General features: G+C 40.9%; 24 protein-coding genes. 23 read left to right on the plus strand and 1 reads right to left on the minus strand.

Going from position 1 to position 20,238, the window contains the following annotated elements:
• Window positions 1–43: 43 nt before the first annotated feature.
• From NSQ17_RS00205 to rsmI, 10 genes are all read left to right on the plus strand, one after another.
• Window positions 44–1,450 (plus strand): aminotransferase class I/II-fold pyridoxal phosphate-dependent enzyme, encoded by a 1,407-nt coding sequence (locus NSQ17_RS00205; RefSeq protein WP_096880877.1) that lies wholly within the window; start codon window positions 44–46, stop codon window positions 1,448–1,450.
• Window positions 1,447–2,085, plus strand: a complete 639-nt coding sequence (tmk, locus tag NSQ17_RS00210; protein WP_159160123.1) for a dTMP kinase — start codon at window positions 1,447–1,449, stop codon at window positions 2,083–2,085. Before NSQ17_RS00205 ends, tmk begins: the two co-directional genes overlap by 4 nt.
• A gap of 79 nt (window positions 2,086–2,164) precedes the next feature.
• On the plus strand, window positions 2,165–2,494 hold the full coding sequence (locus NSQ17_RS00215; RefSeq protein ID WP_012008640.1) for a cyclic-di-AMP receptor: 330 nt from the start codon (window positions 2,165–2,167) through the stop codon (window positions 2,492–2,494).
• Window positions 2,495–2,506: 12 nt separating this feature from the next.
• Complete coding sequence (locus tag NSQ17_RS00220) at window positions 2,507–2,947, plus strand: YaaR family protein (protein WP_008341898.1); 441 nt, start codon at window positions 2,507–2,509, stop codon at window positions 2,945–2,947.
• An 11-nt stretch (window positions 2,948–2,958) separates the two neighbouring features.
• Complete coding sequence (gene holB / locus NSQ17_RS00225; RefSeq protein WP_041506542.1) at window positions 2,959–3,948, plus strand: DNA polymerase III subunit delta'; 990 nt, start codon at window positions 2,959–2,961, stop codon at window positions 3,946–3,948.
• 2 nt (window positions 3,949–3,950) lie between these two features.
• On the plus strand, window positions 3,951–4,778 hold the full coding sequence (locus NSQ17_RS00230; protein ID WP_024719352.1) for a stage 0 sporulation family protein: 828 nt from the start codon (window positions 3,951–3,953) through the stop codon (window positions 4,776–4,778).
• A gap of 14 nt (window positions 4,779–4,792) precedes the next feature.
• On the plus strand, window positions 4,793–5,146 hold the full coding sequence (gene yabA / locus NSQ17_RS00235; RefSeq protein ID WP_007496228.1) for a DNA replication initiation control protein YabA: 354 nt from the start codon (window positions 4,793–4,795) through the stop codon (window positions 5,144–5,146).
• A 55-nt stretch (window positions 5,147–5,201) separates the two neighbouring features.
• Window positions 5,202–5,945 carry a tRNA1(Val) (adenine(37)-N6)-methyltransferase gene (locus NSQ17_RS00240; protein ID WP_017359328.1) on the plus strand — a complete coding sequence of 248 codons (744 nt, stop codon included), beginning with the start codon at window positions 5,202–5,204 and terminating at the stop codon, window positions 5,943–5,945.
• Window positions 5,932–6,231 (plus strand): GIY-YIG nuclease family protein, encoded by a 300-nt coding sequence (locus tag NSQ17_RS00245; protein WP_178896440.1) that lies wholly within the window; start codon window positions 5,932–5,934, stop codon window positions 6,229–6,231. The genes NSQ17_RS00240 and NSQ17_RS00245 overlap by 14 nt, the downstream gene beginning before the upstream one ends.
• Window positions 6,206–7,087, plus strand: a complete 882-nt coding sequence (gene rsmI / locus NSQ17_RS00250; protein ID WP_342467728.1) for a 16S rRNA (cytidine(1402)-2'-O)-methyltransferase — start codon at window positions 6,206–6,208, stop codon at window positions 7,085–7,087. Before NSQ17_RS00245 ends, rsmI begins: the two co-directional genes overlap by 26 nt.
• A 44-nt stretch (window positions 7,088–7,131) precedes the next feature.
• Here the strand turns inward: rsmI and NSQ17_RS00255 are convergent, their stop codons facing one another.
• A complete protein-coding gene (locus NSQ17_RS00255; protein WP_087975202.1) occupies window positions 7,132–7,422 on the minus strand; it encodes an AbrB/MazE/SpoVT family DNA-binding domain-containing protein in 291 nt (96 codons plus the stop codon).
• 519 nt (window positions 7,423–7,941) lie between these two features.
• Here NSQ17_RS00255 and metG point away from each other — a divergent pair.
• From metG to glmU, 13 genes are all read left to right on the plus strand, one after another.
• Complete coding sequence (gene metG / locus NSQ17_RS00260) at window positions 7,942–9,942, plus strand: methionine--tRNA ligase (protein WP_041506541.1); 2,001 nt, start codon at window positions 7,942–7,944, stop codon at window positions 9,940–9,942.
• An 81-nt stretch (window positions 9,943–10,023) separates the two neighbouring features.
• Window positions 10,024–10,791, plus strand: a complete 768-nt coding sequence (locus NSQ17_RS00265) for a TatD family hydrolase (RefSeq protein WP_017359325.1) — start codon at window positions 10,024–10,026, stop codon at window positions 10,789–10,791.
• Window positions 10,792–11,035: 244 nt separating this feature from the next.
• Window positions 11,036–12,238: a G5 and 3D domain-containing protein gene (locus tag NSQ17_RS00270; RefSeq protein ID WP_268372947.1), complete on the plus strand. Its 1,203-nt coding sequence runs from the start codon at window positions 11,036–11,038 to the stop codon at window positions 12,236–12,238.
• Between the two features lie 160 nt (window positions 12,239–12,398).
• Entirely contained in the window at window positions 12,399–12,959 is a 561-nt protein-coding gene (gene rnmV, locus NSQ17_RS00275) for a ribonuclease M5 (protein WP_008341876.1), read from the plus strand.
• Window positions 12,952–13,830, plus strand: a complete 879-nt coding sequence (rsmA, locus tag NSQ17_RS00280) for a 16S rRNA (adenine(1518)-N(6)/adenine(1519)-N(6))-dimethyltransferase RsmA (RefSeq protein WP_024719357.1) — start codon at window positions 12,952–12,954, stop codon at window positions 13,828–13,830. The genes rnmV and rsmA overlap by 8 nt, the downstream gene beginning before the upstream one ends.
• Window positions 13,831–14,120: 290 nt before the next feature.
• Window positions 14,121–15,005: a sporulation peptidase YabG gene (gene yabG, locus NSQ17_RS00285; RefSeq protein WP_007496216.1), complete on the plus strand. Its 885-nt coding sequence runs from the start codon at window positions 14,121–14,123 to the stop codon at window positions 15,003–15,005.
• Between the two features lie 213 nt (window positions 15,006–15,218).
• Window positions 15,219–15,476: a Veg family protein gene (locus tag NSQ17_RS00290; RefSeq protein ID WP_003217979.1), complete on the plus strand. Its 258-nt coding sequence runs from the start codon at window positions 15,219–15,221 to the stop codon at window positions 15,474–15,476.
• A 161-nt stretch (window positions 15,477–15,637) separates the two neighbouring features.
• Window positions 15,638–15,823, plus strand: coding sequence for a small, acid-soluble spore protein, alpha/beta type (locus NSQ17_RS00295; RefSeq protein ID WP_017366434.1), 186 nt, complete (start codon window positions 15,638–15,640; stop codon window positions 15,821–15,823).
• A 147-nt stretch (window positions 15,824–15,970) separates the two neighbouring features.
• A complete protein-coding gene (ispE, locus tag NSQ17_RS00300; RefSeq protein WP_017359321.1) occupies window positions 15,971–16,840 on the plus strand; it encodes a 4-(cytidine 5'-diphospho)-2-C-methyl-D-erythritol kinase in 870 nt (289 codons plus the stop codon).
• A 55-nt stretch (window positions 16,841–16,895) separates the two neighbouring features.
• Window positions 16,896–17,729: a pur operon repressor gene (gene purR / locus NSQ17_RS00305; protein ID WP_007496210.1), complete on the plus strand. Its 834-nt coding sequence runs from the start codon at window positions 16,896–16,898 to the stop codon at window positions 17,727–17,729.
• 38 nt (window positions 17,730–17,767) lie between these two features.
• A complete protein-coding gene (gene ridA / locus NSQ17_RS00310; RefSeq protein WP_008341860.1) occupies window positions 17,768–18,145 on the plus strand; it encodes a 2-iminobutanoate/2-iminopropanoate deaminase in 378 nt (125 codons plus the stop codon).
• A gap of 224 nt (window positions 18,146–18,369) precedes the next feature.
• Entirely contained in the window at window positions 18,370–18,666 is a 297-nt protein-coding gene (spoVG, locus tag NSQ17_RS00315) for a septation regulator SpoVG (RefSeq protein WP_008357439.1), read from the plus strand.
• A gap of 198 nt (window positions 18,667–18,864) precedes the next feature.
• Window positions 18,865–20,235 carry a bifunctional UDP-N-acetylglucosamine diphosphorylase/glucosamine-1-phosphate N-acetyltransferase GlmU gene (gene glmU / locus NSQ17_RS00320; RefSeq protein WP_342467729.1) on the plus strand — a complete coding sequence of 457 codons (1,371 nt, stop codon included), beginning with the start codon at window positions 18,865–18,867 and terminating at the stop codon, window positions 20,233–20,235.
• Window positions 20,236–20,238: the final 3 nt, after the last annotated feature.

The raw sequence follows: 20,238 nt of genomic DNA on the forward strand, positions 1-20,238 counted from the left end.
TAATAGATATAAGATATCGTTTAAGTGAAAAGGGTCGATTTGTTTGAAAACACCTTTATATACAGCATTATCACAACATGCGGAAAAGAAGCCCTATTCTTTTCACGTTCCGGGACATCACAATGGAGATGTCTTTTTTGATGAGGCACGGTCCTATTATGCATCCATTCTTCAGCTGGATGTGACAGAACTTGAAGGTCTAGATGATCTTCACCATCCGACTGGGGTGATTCAAGAGGCAGAGGATTTATTGGCAAAGCTATATGGAGCTAAACAAAGTTTTTTCCTTGTGAATGGCACAACCGTTGGCAATTTGGCGATGGTGATGTCTGCGTGTCAGGCTGGGGAGGGCATTTTCGTTCAGCGAAATTGTCATAAGTCTGTGTTCCATGCGATTGAGCTTGCGGGAGCGACGCCTATTATGTTAGAAACTGAGAGTGATCCGCACTTGCACGTCCCAACTCATGTGACGGAGGAAACAGTCAAACAAGCTATGGTGACACATCCTAACTGCCGGGCAATCGTTTTGACATATCCGAACTACTACGGACATGCAGCTGATTTATCAGGGCTCATTCAAATGTGTCATGAAGCTGGCATCATTGTATTAGTTGATGAGGCACATGGTGCTCATTTTGTATTAGGCGGTGCCTTTCCTCCATCTGCCCTTTCCTATGGAGCAGACGTGGTGGTACAATCAGCACATAAAACCCTTCCGGCAATGACGATGGGGTCTTATCTCCATCTTCAAGGAGACCGAATTGATGTGAAGCGGATAAAGACGTTATTAACGATGCTTCAAAGCAGTTCACCTTCCTATCCAATTATGGCTTCGTTAGATGTGGCGAGAGCTTATGTGGAGGAGTTGAAGGGAAAAGGGTTAATGGACGAAATCATGAGGGACTTGGCAAAGCTGAAAGCACAGTTCAATATGATCTCCAATCTCGAAGTGGTTGAGTCTGACTCTTTACCTATGGATCCATTAAAATGTGTCATTCGTTCAACAAAAGGGCTGACAGGCTATGAACTCAAAAAGGTGCTTGAGTCGGTGGAGGTTCACCCAGAACTTGCGGATGAACATCAAGTCTTACTCGTTTTTGGTCTAAGGCAGACAAAGGACATTCCTTTTACAGCTATAGAGCAGGCTCTTCAGCAAAGTGATTCATTGCTTGTAAAAAAAGAGCCTCAAACGGGATCGCTCTTCTTAGAGGACGATCAGCAAAAGCGAGATGTAGAAGCTGTTCCATTCGAAAAAGCAGTTGGCCGGATTAGTGCAGAATCGGTCATTCCCTATCCGCCTGGCATTCCTTTGATGATTAAAGGAGAACCGATTGAATCAGATCAAATTGCGACGTTAAGCCGTTTGCTTGGGCATCAAGTTCATGTGCAAGCAAGTCAGGTGATTCAACAGAGAAAATTATATGTTTATATAGAAGAGGAGACACTATGAGCGGTATGTTTATTACGTTTGAAGGACCGGAGGGTGCTGGAAAAACGACAGTGATTCGAAAAGTGTACGAAGAAATGGAACGTCAAGGATATGCAGTGATGGCGACACGTGAGCCTGGAGGCATCGACATTGCAGAGCAAATTCGTGAAGTCATTTTAAATGAAAAAAATACAAAAATGGACGCAAAAACAGAGGCATTGCTTTATGCAGCAGCTAGAAGGCAGCATTTGGCTGAAAAAGTAGAACCGGCATTGAAGCGGGGGGAAACTGTTTTATGTGATCGTTTTGTCGACAGCTCCCTTGCTTATCAGGGCTATGCGAGAGGGCTTGGGATTGAAGAAGTCAAATCCATTAATGATTTTGCCATTGATGGCACGATGCCGCAAATGACCATTTACTTTTCCATTACACCAGAGGAAGGTCTAAAGCGAATTGATGCCAATCAAGGAAGAGAAAAAAATCGATTAGACATGGAAACACTGAATTTTCATCAAATGGTTAGAGAAGGATATGAGCTGCTGATTGCGCAATCACCAGAACGATTCCGTGTAGTAGATGCGTCTCAGTCTGTTCAGGATGTCTTTAATGAAGTGTTTCAGCTGATTCAGGACACATTAAAGAAAAATCAAATATGACCTCATTCCCAATCGTTGTTATAATATAGAGGAAGACATCGGCATGTCACCTGTGCCTAAAATGAAGGAGGCCAATCAAATGAAATTAATTGTTGCCGTTGTACAGGATCAAGATAGCAGCAAGTTATTGAAAATATTGACCGAACATCAATTCGGCGTGACAAAATTAGCTTCGACTGGTGGATTTCTAAAGTCTGGGAATACGACTTTTATCATTGGTTGTGATGATGTCCGAGTGGATAAAGCGTTACAGCTAATCAAGGAAAATTGCCGTAAACGTGATCAAATGATCGCGCCTGTATCACCAATGGGTGGAAATGCAGATTCATATGTACCATACCCTGTTGAGGTTGAAGTTGGTGGAGCTACCGTCTTTATTCTGCCAGTTGAACAATTTCATCAATTTTAAGGATGGGTTGCTGTGAAAATTAATCAAGATATGCGGCTGCTTTTAGAAAAGCGTGAACTTCAAGCGATGAAAGGAAGCCAAACTTCAGCATCGTTTAAATCATCGATGGAGACACAAAGCGGTAAAATGCGTTTAGAGCAGCTGACAGTCATGCTGAGCGATATCGAAGTCTTCGGCAAGAAACTGACAAAGTCACGAAACCTTAAAGATTTGGCTAGGTTTAAAGGACTTGTGAAACGCTTTGTAAAAGAAACAGTCGATAATGGATTAAATATAGAGACATCAAGGAGCTTTGACATTTATGGCAACACGCGAACACTCGCTTTAGTCAAAGCATTAGATGAAAAGCTGATTGAGTTAACAGAGGATATGATGAATCAAGAGAAACCCTCGATTGATTTGCTTGAACGTATTGGAGAAATAAAAGGTTTATTGATTAACCTTTACACATAGAGAGTGATAACATGGCAATTAGCTGGGATGACATGAATGATCTACAGCCGCGCGTCATGCGGCTGATTTTTAATAGTATTGATAAAGACCGACTGGCTCATGCTTACTTATTTGAAGGAAAAAAAGGGACAGGAAAGCTAGATGCTGCGATGCTTTTAGCGAAGAGCTTTTTTTGTTTGGAAGCAGGAGTGAAACCATGCGAGTCCTGTCAAAACTGCAAAAGAATTCAGTCTGGCAACCATCCAGATTTACATCTAGTGCAGCCTGACGGTCAATCAATTAAGAAGGCGCAAGTGCAGGCTTTGCAGGAGGAATTTACAAAAGCAGGCGTAGAATCGCATCGGAAAATGTATATCATTCTCCATGCGGACAAAATGACGGTCAATGCTGCGAACAGTTTATTAAAGTTCCTAGAGGAGCCCAACCGGGAAACGATGGCAATTTTAATCACTGAACAATCGCATAAAATGCTGGATACGATTATTTCAAGATGTCAGATGCTTAGCTTTCAGCCGCTGCAGCCGCAATCTTTGGAGCAGCAGCTTTTACAAGAAGGCGTGTCTCAGGATCTCGCAAGGCTTTTGTCGAATTTAACCAATAATTTAGCAGAAGCACTCGAATTAAGTCGAAATGATCAGTTTGCAGAGTCTAGAGCGAAAGTGATAAAATTGTATGAAGTCTTACACCAGCGAAAAGAACATGCATTTTTTTATATACAAGATCAATGGATGCCTTTTTTTAAAGAGAAAGACCTTCAAGAAACTGGTCTTGATATGCTTTTATTTATATATCGTGATGTATTGTCGATTCAAATAGGAAATGAAGATAAAGTCATTTATCAAGACTTATTCCAGACAATGAAGCAGCACGCGCTGCATTCCACACAGCAAATGGTGACGAATCAGATCCTTGCTGTATTAGAAGCGAAAAAGAGACTTCAATCCAACGTGAATGCCCAAGGGCTAATGGAGCAATTGGTGTTGATGTTGCAGGAGGGATAAGCTTGTACAACGTAATTGGTGTTCGCTTTAAAAAAGCGGGCAAAATCTATTATTTCGATCCTAATGGATTTCATATAGAAAATGATAGTTGTGTCATTGTAGAAACGGTTAGAGGTGTTGAGTACGGGCAAGTGGTCATCGCCAATAAAAAAGTAGATGAACACGATGTGGTTCTCCCTTTGCGTAAGGTGATTCGCGTCGCAGACGAACGAGACCGGCTCATCGTTGAGGAGAACAAAGAAGCAGCGATGGCAGCCTTTGACACATGTCTTCAGAAAGTAAGTGAACACGGCCTGGAAATGAAACTGGTCGATGTCGAATTTACATTCGACCGCAACAAGGTCATCTTCTATTTTACAGCGGATGGCAGAGTAGATTTCCGTGAGCTGGTTAAGGATCTTGCATCTATCTTCAAGACGAGAATTGAACTTCGTCAAATCGGTGTAAGAGACGAGGCAAAAATGCTAGGCGGCATTGGTCCGTGTGGCCGTATGCTTTGCTGTTCAACTTTCTTAGGAGATTTTGAACCTGTGTCCATTAAAATGGCAAAAGATCAAAACCTCTCGTTAAACCCTACCAAAATTTCAGGGCTTTGCGGTCGTTTGATGTGCTGCTTGAAATATGAGAATGATGAGTACGAAACAGCAAAAGAACAATTACCGGACATCGGTGAAACGATTCAGACGTCTAATGGCTCTGCAAAGGTAGTAGGGCTTAATATTTTAGAACGAATTTTGCAAGTTGAATTAACCGGGCAAGAAAAAGTGATAGAATATACTTGGGAAGAATTAATACAAGAAGGCGTTGTATCTGCACAAACAACTGAGTAACGAGGTGTGCCACCTTGGATAAAAAGGAACTATTTGATACGGTGATTAATTTAGAAGAACAAATCGGTTCTCTTTATCGCCAGCTAGGTGATTTGAAAAATCATATTGGTGAAGTGATTGAAGAAAATCACCAGCTGCAGATGGAGAATCAGCACTTGCGTGAACGTCTGGATCAATCCGATCGAGATAAATCGTCTGAGGCAGAGCATGATTCTGCCCAGAAGCCAAGTCATTCTGATATAGGAGAAGGTCATGATAACCTAGCTCGTTTATATCAGGAGGGCTTCCATATTTGTAATGTACATTATGGGAGCATTCGGAAAGAGGGAGACTGTTTGTTCTGTCTGTCATTTTTAAATAAAAAATGAGAAAAGGCTTCCGCTGAATCGGGAGCCTTTTTCACAGGAAAAGAAAGGATACATCATGGTTTCGTTAAGAGAAGATGAACGTTTAGACTACTTGCTTGCAGAAGATATGAAAATTATTCAAAGTAAAACGGTGTTCGCCTTTTCATTGGATGCAGTGTTATTAGCAAAATTTGCGTATGTGCCGATTCAAAAAGGGGAGATTATTGATCTTTGTACGGGAAATGGCATCGTTCCATTGCTGCTTTCGACGAGATCTAAAGCCTCTATTACAGGGGTTGAAATTCAAGAACGTCTGTTTGATATGGCAAAGAGAAGTGTGGCGCATAATCAACTGGAGCAGCAGATTGAGTTGATCCATGGTGATTTAAATGATATGCCTAAACGGTACGGAAACCACAAAGTAGACGTGATTACTTGTAATCCGCCATATTTCAAGACTCCTTCTAAGGATGAAATCAATGAAAATGAGTATTTGGCGATCGCACGTCATGAGATACATTGTACATTAGAAGATGTCATTCGTGTTTCTTCCACTTTGTTAAAGCAAGGAGGCAAACTGGCAATGGTTCACCGCCCTGGACGGCTGCTTGAGATTGTTGAAATGATGAAGAAATATCGAATTGAGCCAAAACGAATTCAATTTGTATATCCGAAACAGGGAAAAGAAGCGAATACCATTTTAGTGGAAGGGATGAAAGATGGAAAACCGGATTTGAAAATCCTCCCGCCGCTTTTTGTTTATGGAGAAGACCAAGAGTATACAAAAGAAATCAGGACGATACTGTATGGAGAAGCATAGTCATTATTTCTATGTATTGAAATGTGCAGATGGCAGTTTGTACGCTGGGTATACAAATGACTTACAAAAAAGGCTGACTACCCATAATAGTGGGAAGGGTGCAAAGTATACGAGAGCTAGACGGCCGGTGGAACTCTATTACCACGAATGCTTTTTAACCAAAAGAGAAGCCATGCAACAGGAATATCGTTTCAAAACGTGGACACGTCGAAAAAAGGACATGTATATAGAAGAAAAGCGAATCAAAAAGGAGGCGGCACATGAAAAAGACACAGAAAAGCTTTGATGGTCAATCAGAAATGGGGATTCTTTATCTCGTACCAACCCCGATTGGAAACTTAGAAGATATGACGTTTCGCGCGATACAAACGTTAAAAGATGTAGACTATATTGCCGCAGAAGATACGAGACAAACGAAAAAGCTTTGTCATGTCTATGAAATTGATACCCCATTAACGAGTTATCATGAACATAACAAAAATAGCAGTGGTCATAAGTTAATCGAATGGTTAAAAGAAGGAAAGAACATTGCACTCGTGAGCGATGCCGGTTTACCGACGATCTCTGATCCAGGAGCCGAAGTGGTTCGCGACTTTACGAACATCGGAGGCTATGTCATTCCGTTACCTGGTGCAAATGCAGCACTTACGGCGCTCATTGCGTCAGGAATCGCACCTCAGCCATTTTTCTTTTACGGTTTTCTTGATCGTCAAAAAAAGGAAAAGAAAAAACAGCTGGAAGCATTGAAGAAACGCCAAGAAACAATTGTTTTCTATGAAGCGCCCCATCGGTTAAAAGAAACGCTGACTGTGATGAAAGAAGTGTGGGGGAACCGGAATATTGCCATTACGAGAGAACTGACAAAGAAATTTGAAGAGTTTATTCGTGGAGATTTAGAATACGCGCTGACCTGGGTGACAGAACAACAAATCCGTGGTGAGTTCTGTCTCGTTGTACAAGGAAATGATCAGGATGAAGAAGAACTGAATGAAGAAGCTTGGTGGAATTCTTTATCTGAAAAAGAGCATGTGATCCATTACATAGAGGAAGGGTTAACGTCAAAAGAGGCTATTAAACGTACTGCGGTCGAACGTGGTGTGCCAAAGCGGACGATCTATGATGCGTATCATATTGAACAATAAAGAAAGGTTCTTGCAAACGGTGCAAGAACCTTTTTATATAAAACTTATTTTTGTGATTGAAGTTGGTTTTGGATTTCGTTAATGATTTGCTCTGCACCTTCACGGCTAAGAACTAATTTACCATTAGCAAGTTTAAGGTTATCGTCTGATACTTCACCTGTTACTTGGCAAGTCATGTTTGGTTTATATTTTTTTAGGATAATTTTTTCATCATCAACATAAATTTCCAAAGCGTCTTTTTCTGCGATTCCTAACGTACGGCGAAGCTCGATTGGAATCACCACGCGTCCTAATTCGTCAACTTTACGTACAATACCTGTAGATTTCATCTTCATTCTCCTCCCAAAAAGTTCTTATTCTTAATATAATATTATCTTCGTCATTATTCGACAAATTCCTTACATTCCTAGCATAACAAGGTTTCCATAAATCGTCAATCATTTTGTTTACTATTGTTTGTAAAATATGACTCTTAAAGTCAAAGGACCTTGAAACTACCGGTGTATAAGGATTTTTCAGAATTTATCTATAAAAATATGAAAAATGACGATAACAGATTAACAAGACTTTTGCCCTAATTTAGCCAATTGTAAATCTGGAAATAGATTTCATACGACAATATTCGACAAAATGTCGAGCGGTTTGTCGTTTTTTTCGAAAAACTCATCTTTTTCGTTCATTTCAATCTGTTCTATGTATATATGCTTGATCTTAAAGGCTAAGATGGTATCATAGAGAAAGCACAAGTGCAAAACATAATGAAATGATCTGACACATTTTAATGAAGTATGATGACCGCTCTCGTCCATTGGGCGGGAGTTTTTGACATTTACACACAAGCAGGAGGTTCCGACATGCCGGAAAAGAAAAAAACGTTTTATCTGACTACACCAATTTACTATCCGAGCGGAAAATTACATATTGGACATGCTTATACGACAGTGGCAGGGGATGCCATGGCTCGATATAAACGTCTGCAAGGCTATGATGTGATGTATTTAACGGGTACAGATGAGCACGGACAAAAAATTCAGCAAAAAGCTGAAGAACAAAATATTACACCGATTGAGTATTTAGATCCGGTCGTTGCTGACATTAAATCATTATGGAAGAAACTCGACATTTCAAACGATGATTTCATTCGTACAACGGAAAAAAGACATACGAAAATCATTGAGCAAGTCTTCCAAAAGTTGCTTGATCAAGGAGATATTTATTTAGATCAATATGAGGGCTGGTACAGTATTCCTGATGAAACATTCTATACGGAAACACAGCTTGTTGATGTTGAGCGAAATGAGAAAGGGGAAGTCATTGGAGGAAAAAGCCCGGACAGTGGACACCCTGTTGAATTGATTAAAGAGGAATCATATTTCTTCCGTATGAGTAAGTATGCAGATCGCTTACTAGACTATTACGAAAAGAACCCGTCGTTCATTCAGCCTGAATCAAGAAAGAATGAAATGATTAATAACTTCATTAAACCGGGGTTAGAGGATTTAGCTGTATCAAGAACAACCTTTGATTGGGGCATTAAAGTACCTAATAATCCGAAGCATGTCATCTATGTATGGATTGATGCGTTATTCAACTACTTAACAGCGATTGGCTACGGAACCGATCAAGATGAAAAATATAAAAAATATTGGCCTGCCAACGTACACCTAGTTGGGAAAGAAATTGTACGATTCCATACAATTTACTGGCCAATTATGCTGATGGCACTTGATCTGCCGTTGCCAAAACAAATTTTTGCACATGGCTGGCTGCTCATGAAAGATGGCAAAATGTCTAAATCAAAAGGGAACGTAGTAGATCCTGTTACGTTAATTGATCGCTATGGTCTTGATGCTCTTCGTTATTACCTGCTACGCGAAGTCCCATTTGGTGCAGACGGTGTGTTTACACCAGAAGGGTTCGTGGAACGTGTAAACTATGACCTTGCCAATGATTTAGGGAACTTACTTAACCGTACAGTGGCGATGGTGCAAAAATACTTCGACGGTACATTAAGCAGCTATAAGGGACCAGTCAATGAGTTTGATGAGGAACTAAAAGCTGTAGCTGAACAAACGGTGAAAGCTTATGAAGAAGCGATGGAGAACCTCGAATTCTCGGTGGCTCTTTCAAATGTTTGGACATTAATCAGCAGAACGAATAAATATATTGATCAAACAGCTCCTTGGGTATTAGCGAAGGATGAAACAAAACGAAAAGAACTGCATTCTGTGATGTACCATTTAGCAGAATCACTTCGAATCACAGCTGTATTGTTAACACCATTCTTAACAAAAACACCTGAGAAAATCTTCTTCCAGCTTGGAATTGAAGAAGAGAAACTCAAAAGCTGGGAAAGCATTCTTTCTTTCGGTGCGATTCAAAAAGCGACGGTACAAAAAGGTGAGCCGTTGTTCCCTCGTTTAGAGGTTGAAGAAGAAGTGGCATACATTAAAGAGAAGATGCAAGGAAGTGCGCCTAAGGTAGAAGAAGAGTCAGTTGAAATAGAAGAAACTGAATTACCTGAACTGGGTGCCGAAATTGCCTTCGATGATTTTTCGAAAGTTGACCTTCGTGTAGCACAAGTATTGGAAGCAGCACCAGTGAAAAAAGCTGACCGTCTCTTAAAGCTTCAGCTTGATTTTGGATTTGAAAAGAGACAAATTGTCTCAGGGATTGCCAAGCATTATCAACCAGAAGAATTGGTAGGGAAGAAGCTCGTCTGCGTAGCGAATCTCACACCAGTTAAACTAAGAGGAGAAATTTCCCAGGGAATGATTTTAACAGGAGAAACTGGTGGTAAATTGCAGGTTCTTGAAGTAGATCAATCTCTAGCAAATGGAACGAAAATTTTATAATTTAACAAAGGTGTTCCACGTGTAACATTTCGTCGAACACCTTTTGTTTTTCAGAAGAATTGTCGAAAGGAGCAATCAACCATGTTATTTGACACACATGCCCATTTAAATGCTGAACAATATAATGAAGACTTAGAGCAGGTGATTGAAAGAGCCAAAAGTGAAAAGGTAGAGAAGATTGTGGTGGTCGGGTTTGATCGCCCAACCATTACGAGAGCGATGGAGCTAATTGAAGCATATGATTTTATGTATGCAGCCATCGGCTGGCATCCTGTTGATGCCATTGATATGACAGATGAAGATTTGGCTTGGATCAAAGAATTATCTCAGCATGAAAAGGTTGTTGCCATTGGAGAAATGGGTCTAGATTACTATTGGGACAAGTCGCCAAAAGATGTGCAAAAAGAAGTCTTTAGACGTCAAATTGCTCTTGCAAAAGAAGTGAATCTGCCAATTATCATTCATAACCGTGACGCTACGGAAGATGTAGTGACGATCTTAAAAGAAGAAGGAGCGGCAGAAGTCGGAGGAATTATGCACTGCTTTACTGGCAGCCTCGAAATTGCAAAAGCATGTATGGAAATGAACTTTTATATCTCATTCGGTGGACCTGTGACATTTAAAAATGCGAAAAAACCGAAAGAAGTTGTAAAGGATATTCCAAGTGATCGTCTTCTAATTGAGACAGACTGCCCGTATTTAACTCCAGCGCCATTTAGAGGGAAACGAAATGAGCCGAGCTATGTGAAATATATCGCAGAACAAATTGCTGAATTGCGAGAAATAAGCTTTGAAGAGCTTGCTGCATTGACAACAGAAAATGCGAAAAAAGTTTTCCGTATAAACTGACAGTATATGATGTCAATCCTTGTTTAAGCTTGTCCAATTGTGAAACATAACGAAAAAGTTCTACACGTTTGCGCCTCCTCATAGGATAAGTTGTCGATAAGTCTTTCTTCCCTTCCTTCCAAAAATCTCCCATAATAGGTTTACAATCGAGCATTTTTGTACAGTGGGTGGAAGGGTTGACAGGTTTTGAGATACTCTATATAATCTCTCCGAGGAGAAGGAGGCGTTTTTCATCGTACAAAAAATGAAAAATCTGTTTTCTGTCAAGCTAGGAAAAGGCAAGGTTTTATTTCTAGTCGCTTGCTTGCTTTTAGCTGGAACTGGGACGGCTTACGGTGCGCATGAGCTCACTAAGCAGTCTATTACCATTTCAATCAATGGCAAAGAGAAGACAATTCGTACACATGAAGAGACAGTAGCACAGCTGCTTTCAGACCTTGGAATAAGGACCAGGGCGGAGGATCATATCTCTCCAAGTCTAAATACAAAGATTCAAGACAACATGAACATTGTGTATGATGCGGCTATACCGGTTCATCTCACCCTAGATGGGAAAGAGAAAACGATATGGACAACAGATCAGACGGTTGGAGCATTATTGAAGAATGAGAAGATAGATATTGGGAAGCACGATCAAGTAACTCCAGGAAAGAATGACAAGATTAAAAAGAATATGGATCTTGTGGTTCAGCAGGCCTTCCAGGTCAGCTTAAACGATGGAGGAAAGGATAAGAAAGTGTGGACCACTTCGACTACGGTCGCTGACTTTTTAAAGCAACAAGAGCTGAAGCTCAAGAAGCACGATAAGATCAAACCTGCGTTACATAGTCACCTTTCTAAAAAAAGCGCAGATGTGAAGATCACTCGGGTGGAAAAAGTCACCGATGTAGTGGAAGAGAAAATTGCTTTTGATACCAAACATAAAAAGGATCGATCTCTTGAAAAAGGAAAAGAGAAGGTGCTTGAAAAAGGTGAAGAAGGTAAATTGAAGAAGCACTATGCCATTGTGAAAGAAAACGGCAAAGTGGTGTCTAAAGAATTAATTAAAGAGGTTACTGCAAAAGACAGTAAGGATCGTTTAGTGGCCGTTGGTACACAAGTGTCCAAGAAAGAACCTAAAGCGTCCCCTACGGTTTCAAGAAGTAATGAATCGTCAGGAAAAGAGTTCTATGTGACGTCCACAGCCTATACAGCGGGCTGTGCTGGATGTACGGGTAGAACGTCTACAGGCTTTAATTTAAAAGCAAATCCGGGTGCAAAGGTCATAGCAGTAGATCCGAGTGTCATTCCGCTGGGCTCTAAAGTGTATGTGGAAGGCTATGGGTATGCCGTTGCATCAGACACTGGATCTGCTATAAAAGGGAATAAAATTGATGTGTTCGTCCCAAGTAAGTCGGCAGCTTATCAATGGGGAAATAAACGAGTGAAAATTAGAGTGCTCAAATAAACACATCAAATCATTTATATGAACAGAGGGCTTTGCGCACCCTCTGTTTTTTTGGTTATAATAGAAGCACTGTTTTCTAATTAATTAGACGCAAAAACAGCATGGAAGGTTTCATTTTTTGACAAAAAAATGTAGATTGTTTTTGCAAGCGGAGGAATACATGAAAATCAAAGAAATCATTGTGGTGGAGGGTCGTGACGACACTGCTAGAGTAAAGATGGCAGTTGATGCAGATACGATTGAAACGAATGGATCTGCCATTGGCGATACAGTCATTCAACAAGTGCGTCTTGCTCAGGAGACGAGGGGGGTTATCATTTTAACTGATCCTGATTTCCCTGGGGAAAAGATCCGTAAAACCATCGCAGAGGCTGTCCCTGGCTGTAAGCACGCCTTTTTACCAAAACACCTTGCGAAAGCGAAGCGGGACAAAGGAATTGGTGTCGAGCATGCTTCCTTGGATAGTATTCGAGAATGCCTTGCTCATGTCCATGAGGAAATGGAAGAATCAGAAAGCGAGATTACGTTAGACGATTTATTTGACGCAGGCCTTATCGGAGGCGAAGCATCAAAACGCCGCCGCGAACGATTAGGTGTGCTTTTAAATATAGGATATACAAATGCGAAGCAGCTGCAAAAGCGTCTTCACATGTTCCAAATAACGAAAGAGGATTTTATTGCGGCCTTAAAGACCGTCATGCAGGAGGAAGCCGATGAATAAAGATATTGCGACGCCCATCAGAACGAAGGAAATACTGAAGAAGTACGGTTTCTCTTTTAAAAAGAGCTTAGGGCAAAACTTTTTAATTGATACGAATATTTTAGATCGCATTGTCGATCATGCAGAGATTACGGATGAGACCGGTGTGATTGAAATTGGCCCTGGTATCGGTGCGTTGACTGAACAGCTCGCCAAACGGGCAAAGAAAGTCACGGCTTTTGAAATCGACCAGCGCCTATTGCCGATTTTAAACGATACGCTTTCTCCATATGATAATGTCACCATTATTCATCAAGACGTATTGAAGGCAGATGTAAGAAAGGTGATTGAAGAACAATTTGCTGACTGTAAAGAAGTAATGGTCGTAGCAAACCTTCCTTATTATGTGACGACACCAATTATTATGAAATTGCTTGAAGAAAACCTTCCATTGAAAGGAATCGTTGTCATGCTGCAAAAAGAAGTAGCAGATCGCATGGCCGCTGCTCCTTCATCAAAAGAATACAACTCTTTGTCGATTGCAGTGCAATTTTATACAGAAGCGAAGACGGTCATGGTTGTGCCGAAAACGGTTTTCGTCCCACAACCAAATGTGGATTCAGCGGTGATCAAACTAACTGTTCGTGAAACACCTGCGGTCTCAGTAGACAATGATACGTTTTTCTTTCAACTGATTCGTGCGAGTTTTGGCCAGCGCCGGAAGACATTGATGAATAACTTGATGAACAATCTGCCAGATGGTAAGAAACATAAAGCCATCATTGAAGAAGCCCTTGTAACAGCTGAGGTTGATGGGAAACGCCGCGGTGAATCATTGTCAATCGATGAATTTGCCCGTTTGTCCAATGTTTTACACAAAGCCCTCTCATAAGGGCTTTTCAGCGCGTGTAGACAAACCCTCGCATTCGGTGTCAGTCCTGCGCGCTGGTGCTCACGAATGTCAAATTCGCTCCGTGCCAGTGCTCGTTCTTCCTAGGGATGCAAAGGTTTTCTATCACGCTGAAAAGAAGACAAAGCCCTTTCATAAGGGCTTTTTTCTTTTGGTTTTCACCACTTCACCTGTTCAGGCATAGGCTAGAAAGAACAACACACCTGAAAGAAGAACAAGTGTAGCGTAAGACGATACCAACAGGATAAGAGCCTGATTGTGGAGTGAAAAGCATGCAATTTCAAATAGGAGATATGGTGACGAGGGCATCCTATCAGATGGATATTATGTTTCGTATCATTCGAATTGATGAGACAGACCAGCACGAAGCCACCGCCATTTTGCATGGGAATGAAGTGAGGCTGATCGCCGATGCGAAGATGTCAGATTTGGTCTTGATTCAAAAAGAGGAGCAGCTGACAAGAGAGAAGGACGATGAACGGAAAATTAACGAATCGCTCGACTTACTCAGGCAAGATTATCAGCTGCTTCGTGAAAAACAAGAGTATTATACGTCTGGACAATATCAGCATCAGGAGCAGTATTTTCATATGCCCGGAAAGGTTCTGCATTTAGATGGAGATGCTTCATACTTAAAGAAATGCTTAGATGTATATGAAAGAATCGGTGTACCTGTGTATGGTGTGCATTGCCACGAGAAGAAAATGCCAAGCATGATTGATTCATTAATTGATCAATACCGGCCTGATATTTTGGTCATCACAGGACATGATGCGTATTCTAAACAAAAGGGCGGTGTACACGATATCGGTGCATATCGTCATTCTCGTCATTTCGTTGAAACGGTTCAAAAGGCAAGAAGGAAGGTTCCGCATTTAGATCAGCTCGTGATCTTTGCAGGTGCCTGCCAATCTCATTTTGAATCATTAATTCAAGCAGGTGCTAATTTTGCAAGCTCACCCTCACGTGTCAACATTCATGCACTTGACCCCGTCTATATTGTTGCCAAGATCAGCTTCACTCCATTTGTAGATCGAATCAACGTGTGGGATGTGCTCCGAAATACGCTGACGAGAGAAAAAGGTCTCGGAGGGATTGAAACAAGGGGTGTTTTAAGGGTAGGTATGCCATATAAAAGAGACCATGAATCGACATAACCCGACTGATTTCAGTCTGGTTTTTTTTATGCTCAAAAAGAAATTTCATATGAATACATAATTCACCGGAATTTGAGAAAAATAGGGAGGAGAAAAGGTAGAAGTTTGTCAAAATTATTTTGTTGACAATGGCTCGTGTTGGTTGATATAATTTAATTTTTATTTGACAAAAATGGGCCGTTGTTGTATAATTATCTCAGTGAGGTGGATGCAATGGCGAAGACTTTGTCCGACATCAAAAGATCGCTTGATGGTAACTTAGGTAAACGTTTGACGTTAAAGGCTAACGGAGGCCGCCGAAAAACAATTGAGCGTTCGGGCATTTTAGCTGAAACGTACCCTTCTGTTTTTGTGATTCAATTAGATCAAGATGAGAATTCGTTTGAAAGAGTTTCTTACAGTTATGCAGATATACTGACTGAGACGGTCGAATTAACGTTCGATGATACCGCTAGCTCAGTCGCCTATTAATGGGCAGTGAACTTTTTGTTTACTGCTTTTTGTTTTGCCTTTTTTCTGTATGGGAGGCTGTCCATTATTTGAAAGGGGTAAAAGGCAGGAATCGATGCAAAATAAGAAAGCCACAAATGAGTGGCGATGATTCGAATTCTCGACCAAAGGGGCTGTTTCGTTTGGGTAGACGCCGAGGTATTATGTCAGATGAGTTCAAATACGAGCTGGCGAAGGATCTTGGATTTTATGATACCGTCAAAAATGGAGGCTGGGGAGAGATTCGTGCGCGTGACGCAGGAAATATGGTCAAGCGTGCCATTGAATTAGCTCAACAGCACATGGCTCAAGAAGAGAATCAACGATAAAGAAATGATCAGGGATACCTCGGGTGTCTCTGGTCTTTTTTGCTTGAAAAAGTGAGTGTGCTGGGGGCAAAAGCCAATATTCATCAGATCCATCAAATGTGATACAATATTGATACTTATGTTTAGATGGAGAAGTAGGTGAAATGTTTGCGTATTTTAGAAAAAGCACCGGCAAAAATTAATCTCTCACTTGATGTTCATGGAAAAAGACCGGATGGATATCACGAAGTGGAGATGGTGATGACAACAATAGATCTTGCAGATCGACTAGAGCTGACGGAGCTGGACAAAGACGAAATCCGTGTATCATCTCATAATCGTTTTGTGCCAGATGATCAACGGAATTTGGCTTATCAGGCAGCTAAATTATTAAAAACAAGATTCGGTATTCAAAAAGGCGTATCGATTGTCATCACAAAAGCAATTCCCGTCGCAGCAGGTTTAGCTGGAGGTAGCAGTGATGCCGCAGCAGCGCTTCGCGGCTTAAACCGTTTGTGGAAGTTAAATCTCACGTTAGATGAACTAGCTGAGCTTGGAGCGGAGATCGGCTCAGATGTCTCTTTTTGTGTACACGGAGGGACAGCGCTAGCGACAGGACGTGGAGAGAAACTAAAGCATATTGCGACACCGCCGCATTGCTGGGTGATTTTAGCGAAGCCGGTGATTGGGGTATCTACAGCTGAGGTCTACAGACAATATGACGCAAGCAAAGTAGAACACCCAAATGTACAGCGTATGATTGAAGCAATTGAAGCGAAAGATTATAAAGAGATGTGCGGCTCACTCGGTAACGTGTTGGAATCTGTGACATTAAAGATGTATCCGGAAGTCGATATGATTAAGAGACAGATGAAGCGTTTCGGAGCAGATGCTGTATTAATGAGCGGCAGCGGGCCAACTGTATTTGGCTTGATTCAATATGAATCGAAGGTACAAAGAATATATAACGGACTGAGAGGATTTTGTGATCAGGTTTACGCTGTCCGCATGATCGGCGAACAAAATACCCTTGATTAAATCCGTATATTAAGTTATATTATTCATAAATTATTCGGGTTCTGGGGGTAAGTTCATGAAGTTTCGTCGAAGCGGCAGATTGGTGGACTTAACAAATTATTTGTTAACCCACCCGCACGTACTAGTACCTTTAACTTTTTTTGCAGAGCGATATCAATCTGCGAAGTCCTCTATTAGTGAAGACTTAACGATTATCAAACAGACCTTCGAACAGCAGGGAATAGGGACTTTACTTACTGTACCTGGCGCTGCTGGCGGAGTGAAATATATTCCAAAGATTCATCTAAAAGAAGCAGACGAAGTCGTCAACGATATCGGAGAGGCATTATCAACTCCTGAACGTGTGCTTCCTGGCGGTTATTTATATTTAACTGATGTTTTAGGCAATCCATCGATTCTTGCGAAAATCGGTAAGCTTTTTGCGACCATTTTTTCGGATCGACCGATTGATGTTGTCATGACTGTTGCGACGAAAGGTATTCCGATTGCCTATTCTGTTGCAGGTTATTTAAATGTGCCTGTTGTGATCGTTAGAAAAGATAATAAGGTAACTGAAGGATCAACTGTGAGTATTAATTATGCATCAGGTTCTTCTAACCGAATTCAAACCATGTCACTTGCAAAGCGGAGCTTAGATAAAGGATCCAATGTGTTGATTATTGATGACTTTATGAAAGCAGGCGGAACCATTAATGGCATGATGAATCTTCTAGAGGAATTTAATGCAAATGTTGCAGGGATCGGTGTTTTATTAGAAGATGAAGGCGTAGATGAACGTCTTGTCGATGAATATGTATCACTTTTAAAGCTTTCAACCATTGATATGAAGCAGAAAATCATTGAGATTAATGAAGGCAATTTCCACGAGTTTTTTCATTCGAAAGCTTAAGCTTTGATCAAACATGTATTTGAATGGGAGAGATTGATATGACAAAAGTTGTTCAAACCAAAAACGCGCCAGCAGCCATTGGACCTTACTCTCAAGGGATTATCGTCAATAACATGTTTTACAGCTCAGGGCAGATTCCGTTAACGCCAGCTGGAGATTTTGTGAATGGAGATATTAAAGAACAAACACATCAAGTGTTTCATAATCTTAAAGCTGTCCTTGAAGCAGCGGGTGCTTCCTTTGAAACAGTCGTGAAAGCAACGGTTTTCATTAAAGATATGGAACAATTCGCTGAAGTGAATGAAGTGTACGGTGAATACTTCCATACACATAAGCCAGCTCGTTCATGTGTAGAAGTAGCCAGACTTCCAAAAGATGCACTTGTAGAAATTGAAGTTGTGGCATTAGTGAAATAAACAGGCCATCTCTTTGGAGACCGTTTGGTTTCATTATATGTATGAAAAGGCATCGTCATGATGTCTTTTTTCACGCAACCGATGTAAGCGTCGTCATTAAAATGACAAAAAATGTATAAATATCCCGATATTTCAAAAAAAGTTTAAAAAAAGAGCAGGAGAATCACCACAATCGTTGAATACCTAATTAATGCTTTTATATTGGGAAAAGGTGGTGAACTACTGTGGAAGTTACTGACGTAAGATTACGCCGCGTGAATACCGATGGTCGCATGAGGGCGATTGCATCCATCACGCTGGACCACGAATTTGTTGTTCATGATATTCGTGTGATTGATGGAAACAATGGCTTGTTTGTTGCAATGCCTAGCAAACGTACGCCTGATGGAGAGTTTCGCGACATTGCACATCCAATTAATTCAAGCACTCGGGGTAAAATCCAAGATGCTGTTTTAAATGAGTATCATCGCTTAGGCGAAGAGGAAGAGACAATTGAATATGAAGAAGCTGGAGCTTCTTAAAGATATGTGAACCTAAAAAGACAGCTTTAAGAGAAAATGAATGTTTTCTTTTAAATGCTGTCTTTTTTGCGTTTTTTCTCTTGTTCCTTATGTCTCCCGTTCATTAGAAAATTAATGCACTTCCTCTTGTATCCTTGAAATCAGTCCTTATTTAGGATATATTTTTCTATGGATAATAGGGATATTGGAGGCCAATCAATGGATAAGCGGTTCGCAGTGATTTTAGCAGCGGGAAAAGGAACAAGAATGAAGTCAAAGTTATACAAAGTACTTCATCCAGTTTGCGGAAAGCCAATGGTCGAGCATGTGGCAGATCAAGCGTTAAAGCTATCTTTAGCCAAGCTTGTGACGATTGTCGGTCATGGAGCAGAGGACGTCAAGAAGCAGCTTGGGGACAGAAGTGAATATGCACTTCAAGAAGAACAGCTGGGAACAGCACATGCCGTCAAACAAGCCAAATCGTTCCTCGCGCAGGAAAAGGGAACAACCATTGTCATTTGTGGAGATACACCATTATTGACAGCGGAAACAATGGAAGCCATGTTAAGCGAGCATCAAAAACAACAAGCGAAAGTGACGATTTTGACAGCACACGCGGATGATCCAACAGGTTATGGACGTATTATTCGTGATGAAACAGGTGCTGTAGTAAAAATCGTCGAGCATAAAGATGCAAATGATGCTGAACGTCAAGTGAATGAAATTAATACTGGAACCTATTGCTTTTCAAATGAAGATCTCTTCCGTGTGATTGAGCAAGTGTCAAATGAAAATGCACAAGGTGAATACTATTTGCCGGATGTCATTGAAATTCTAAAGAATGAAGGACAAACGGTTGCAGCGTATCAAACACCGCATTTTGAAGAAACACTTGGAGTCAATGATCGTATCGCTCTATCACAAGCAGAGCAATTCATGAAGCGACGTATTAATCATCAGCATATGAAGAATGGTGTAACCTTGATTGATCCTGAGAAAACGTATATCTCGCCAGATGCAGTCATCGGTGAAGATACAATGATTTATCCTGGGACGGTCATCAAAGGGAATGTAAAGATTGGTGCAGATGCCACAATCGGTCCGAACACTGAAATTGTTGATAGCGTAATTGGAGATCGGACAGTCATTAAGCAGTCTGTTGTCTGCGATAGTGAAGTTGGGGTAGATGTGACAATTGGACCGTTTGCTCATATTCGCCCGTTGTCGAAAATTGGCGATGAAGTGAAGATCGGGAATTTTGTCGAAATCAAGAAAACAGTTTTCGGTGACCGAAGCAAAGCGTCTCATCTCAGCTATATTGGAGATGCAGAGGTCGGAACGGATGTAAACCTTGGTTGTGGATCCATTACAGTTAATTATGATGGGAAGAACAAATTCTTAACGAAGATTGAAGATGGCGCATTTATTGGCTGCAATTCAAATCTCGTTGCACCAGTCACTGTCGGAAAAGGGGCATATGTTGCAGCCGGTTCAACGGTTACAGAAGATGTACCGCAGGATGCATTGTCTATTGCTAGAGCAAGACAAGTCAATAAAGAAGATTATGTGAAAAATATTCATAAAAAATAATCC

Origin of the sequence: Bacillus sp. FSL W8-0629, assembly GCF_038593225.1 — a bacterium.
Lineage (GTDB): Bacteria > Bacillota > Bacilli > Bacillales > Bacillaceae > Bacillus > Bacillus altitudinis.

Coding starts and splice junctions, on each gene's coding strand:
- NSQ17_RS00255 (WP_087975202.1), bottom strand. CDS start 7,422: ATGAAGATGAAATCTACAGGTATTGTACGTAAAGTTGACGAATTAGGA.
- rsmI (WP_342467728.1), top strand. CDS start 6,206: ATGAAAAAGACACAGAAAAGCTTTGATGGTCAATCAGAAATGGGGATT.
- NSQ17_RS00245 (WP_178896440.1), top strand. CDS start 5,932: ATGGAGAAGCATAGTCATTATTTCTATGTATTGAAATGTGCAGATGGC.
- metG (WP_041506541.1), top strand. CDS start 7,942: ATGCCGGAAAAGAAAAAAACGTTTTATCTGACTACACCAATTTACTAT.
- rsmA (WP_024719357.1), top strand. CDS start 12,952: ATGAATAAAGATATTGCGACGCCCATCAGAACGAAGGAAATACTGAAG.
- NSQ17_RS00215 (WP_012008640.1), top strand. CDS start 2,165: ATGAAATTAATTGTTGCCGTTGTACAGGATCAAGATAGCAGCAAGTTA.
- rnmV (WP_008341876.1), top strand. CDS start 12,399: ATGAAAATCAAAGAAATCATTGTGGTGGAGGGTCGTGACGACACTGCT.
- yabG (WP_007496216.1), top strand. CDS start 14,121: ATGCAATTTCAAATAGGAGATATGGTGACGAGGGCATCCTATCAGATG.
- ridA (WP_008341860.1), top strand. CDS start 17,768: ATGACAAAAGTTGTTCAAACCAAAAACGCGCCAGCAGCCATTGGACCT.
- glmU (WP_342467729.1), top strand. CDS start 18,865: ATGGATAAGCGGTTCGCAGTGATTTTAGCAGCGGGAAAAGGAACAAGA.
- NSQ17_RS00270 (WP_268372947.1), top strand. CDS start 11,036: ATGAAAAATCTGTTTTCTGTCAAGCTAGGAAAAGGCAAGGTTTTATTT.
- NSQ17_RS00290 (WP_003217979.1), top strand. CDS start 15,219: ATGGCGAAGACTTTGTCCGACATCAAAAGATCGCTTGATGGTAACTTA.
- NSQ17_RS00265 (WP_017359325.1), top strand. CDS start 10,024: ATGTTATTTGACACACATGCCCATTTAAATGCTGAACAATATAATGAA.
- holB (WP_041506542.1), top strand. CDS start 2,959: ATGGCAATTAGCTGGGATGACATGAATGATCTACAGCCGCGCGTCATG.
- purR (WP_007496210.1), top strand. CDS start 16,896: ATGAAGTTTCGTCGAAGCGGCAGATTGGTGGACTTAACAAATTATTTG.
- tmk (WP_159160123.1), top strand. CDS start 1,447: ATGAGCGGTATGTTTATTACGTTTGAAGGACCGGAGGGTGCTGGAAAA.
- NSQ17_RS00240 (WP_017359328.1), top strand. CDS start 5,202: ATGGTTTCGTTAAGAGAAGATGAACGTTTAGACTACTTGCTTGCAGAA.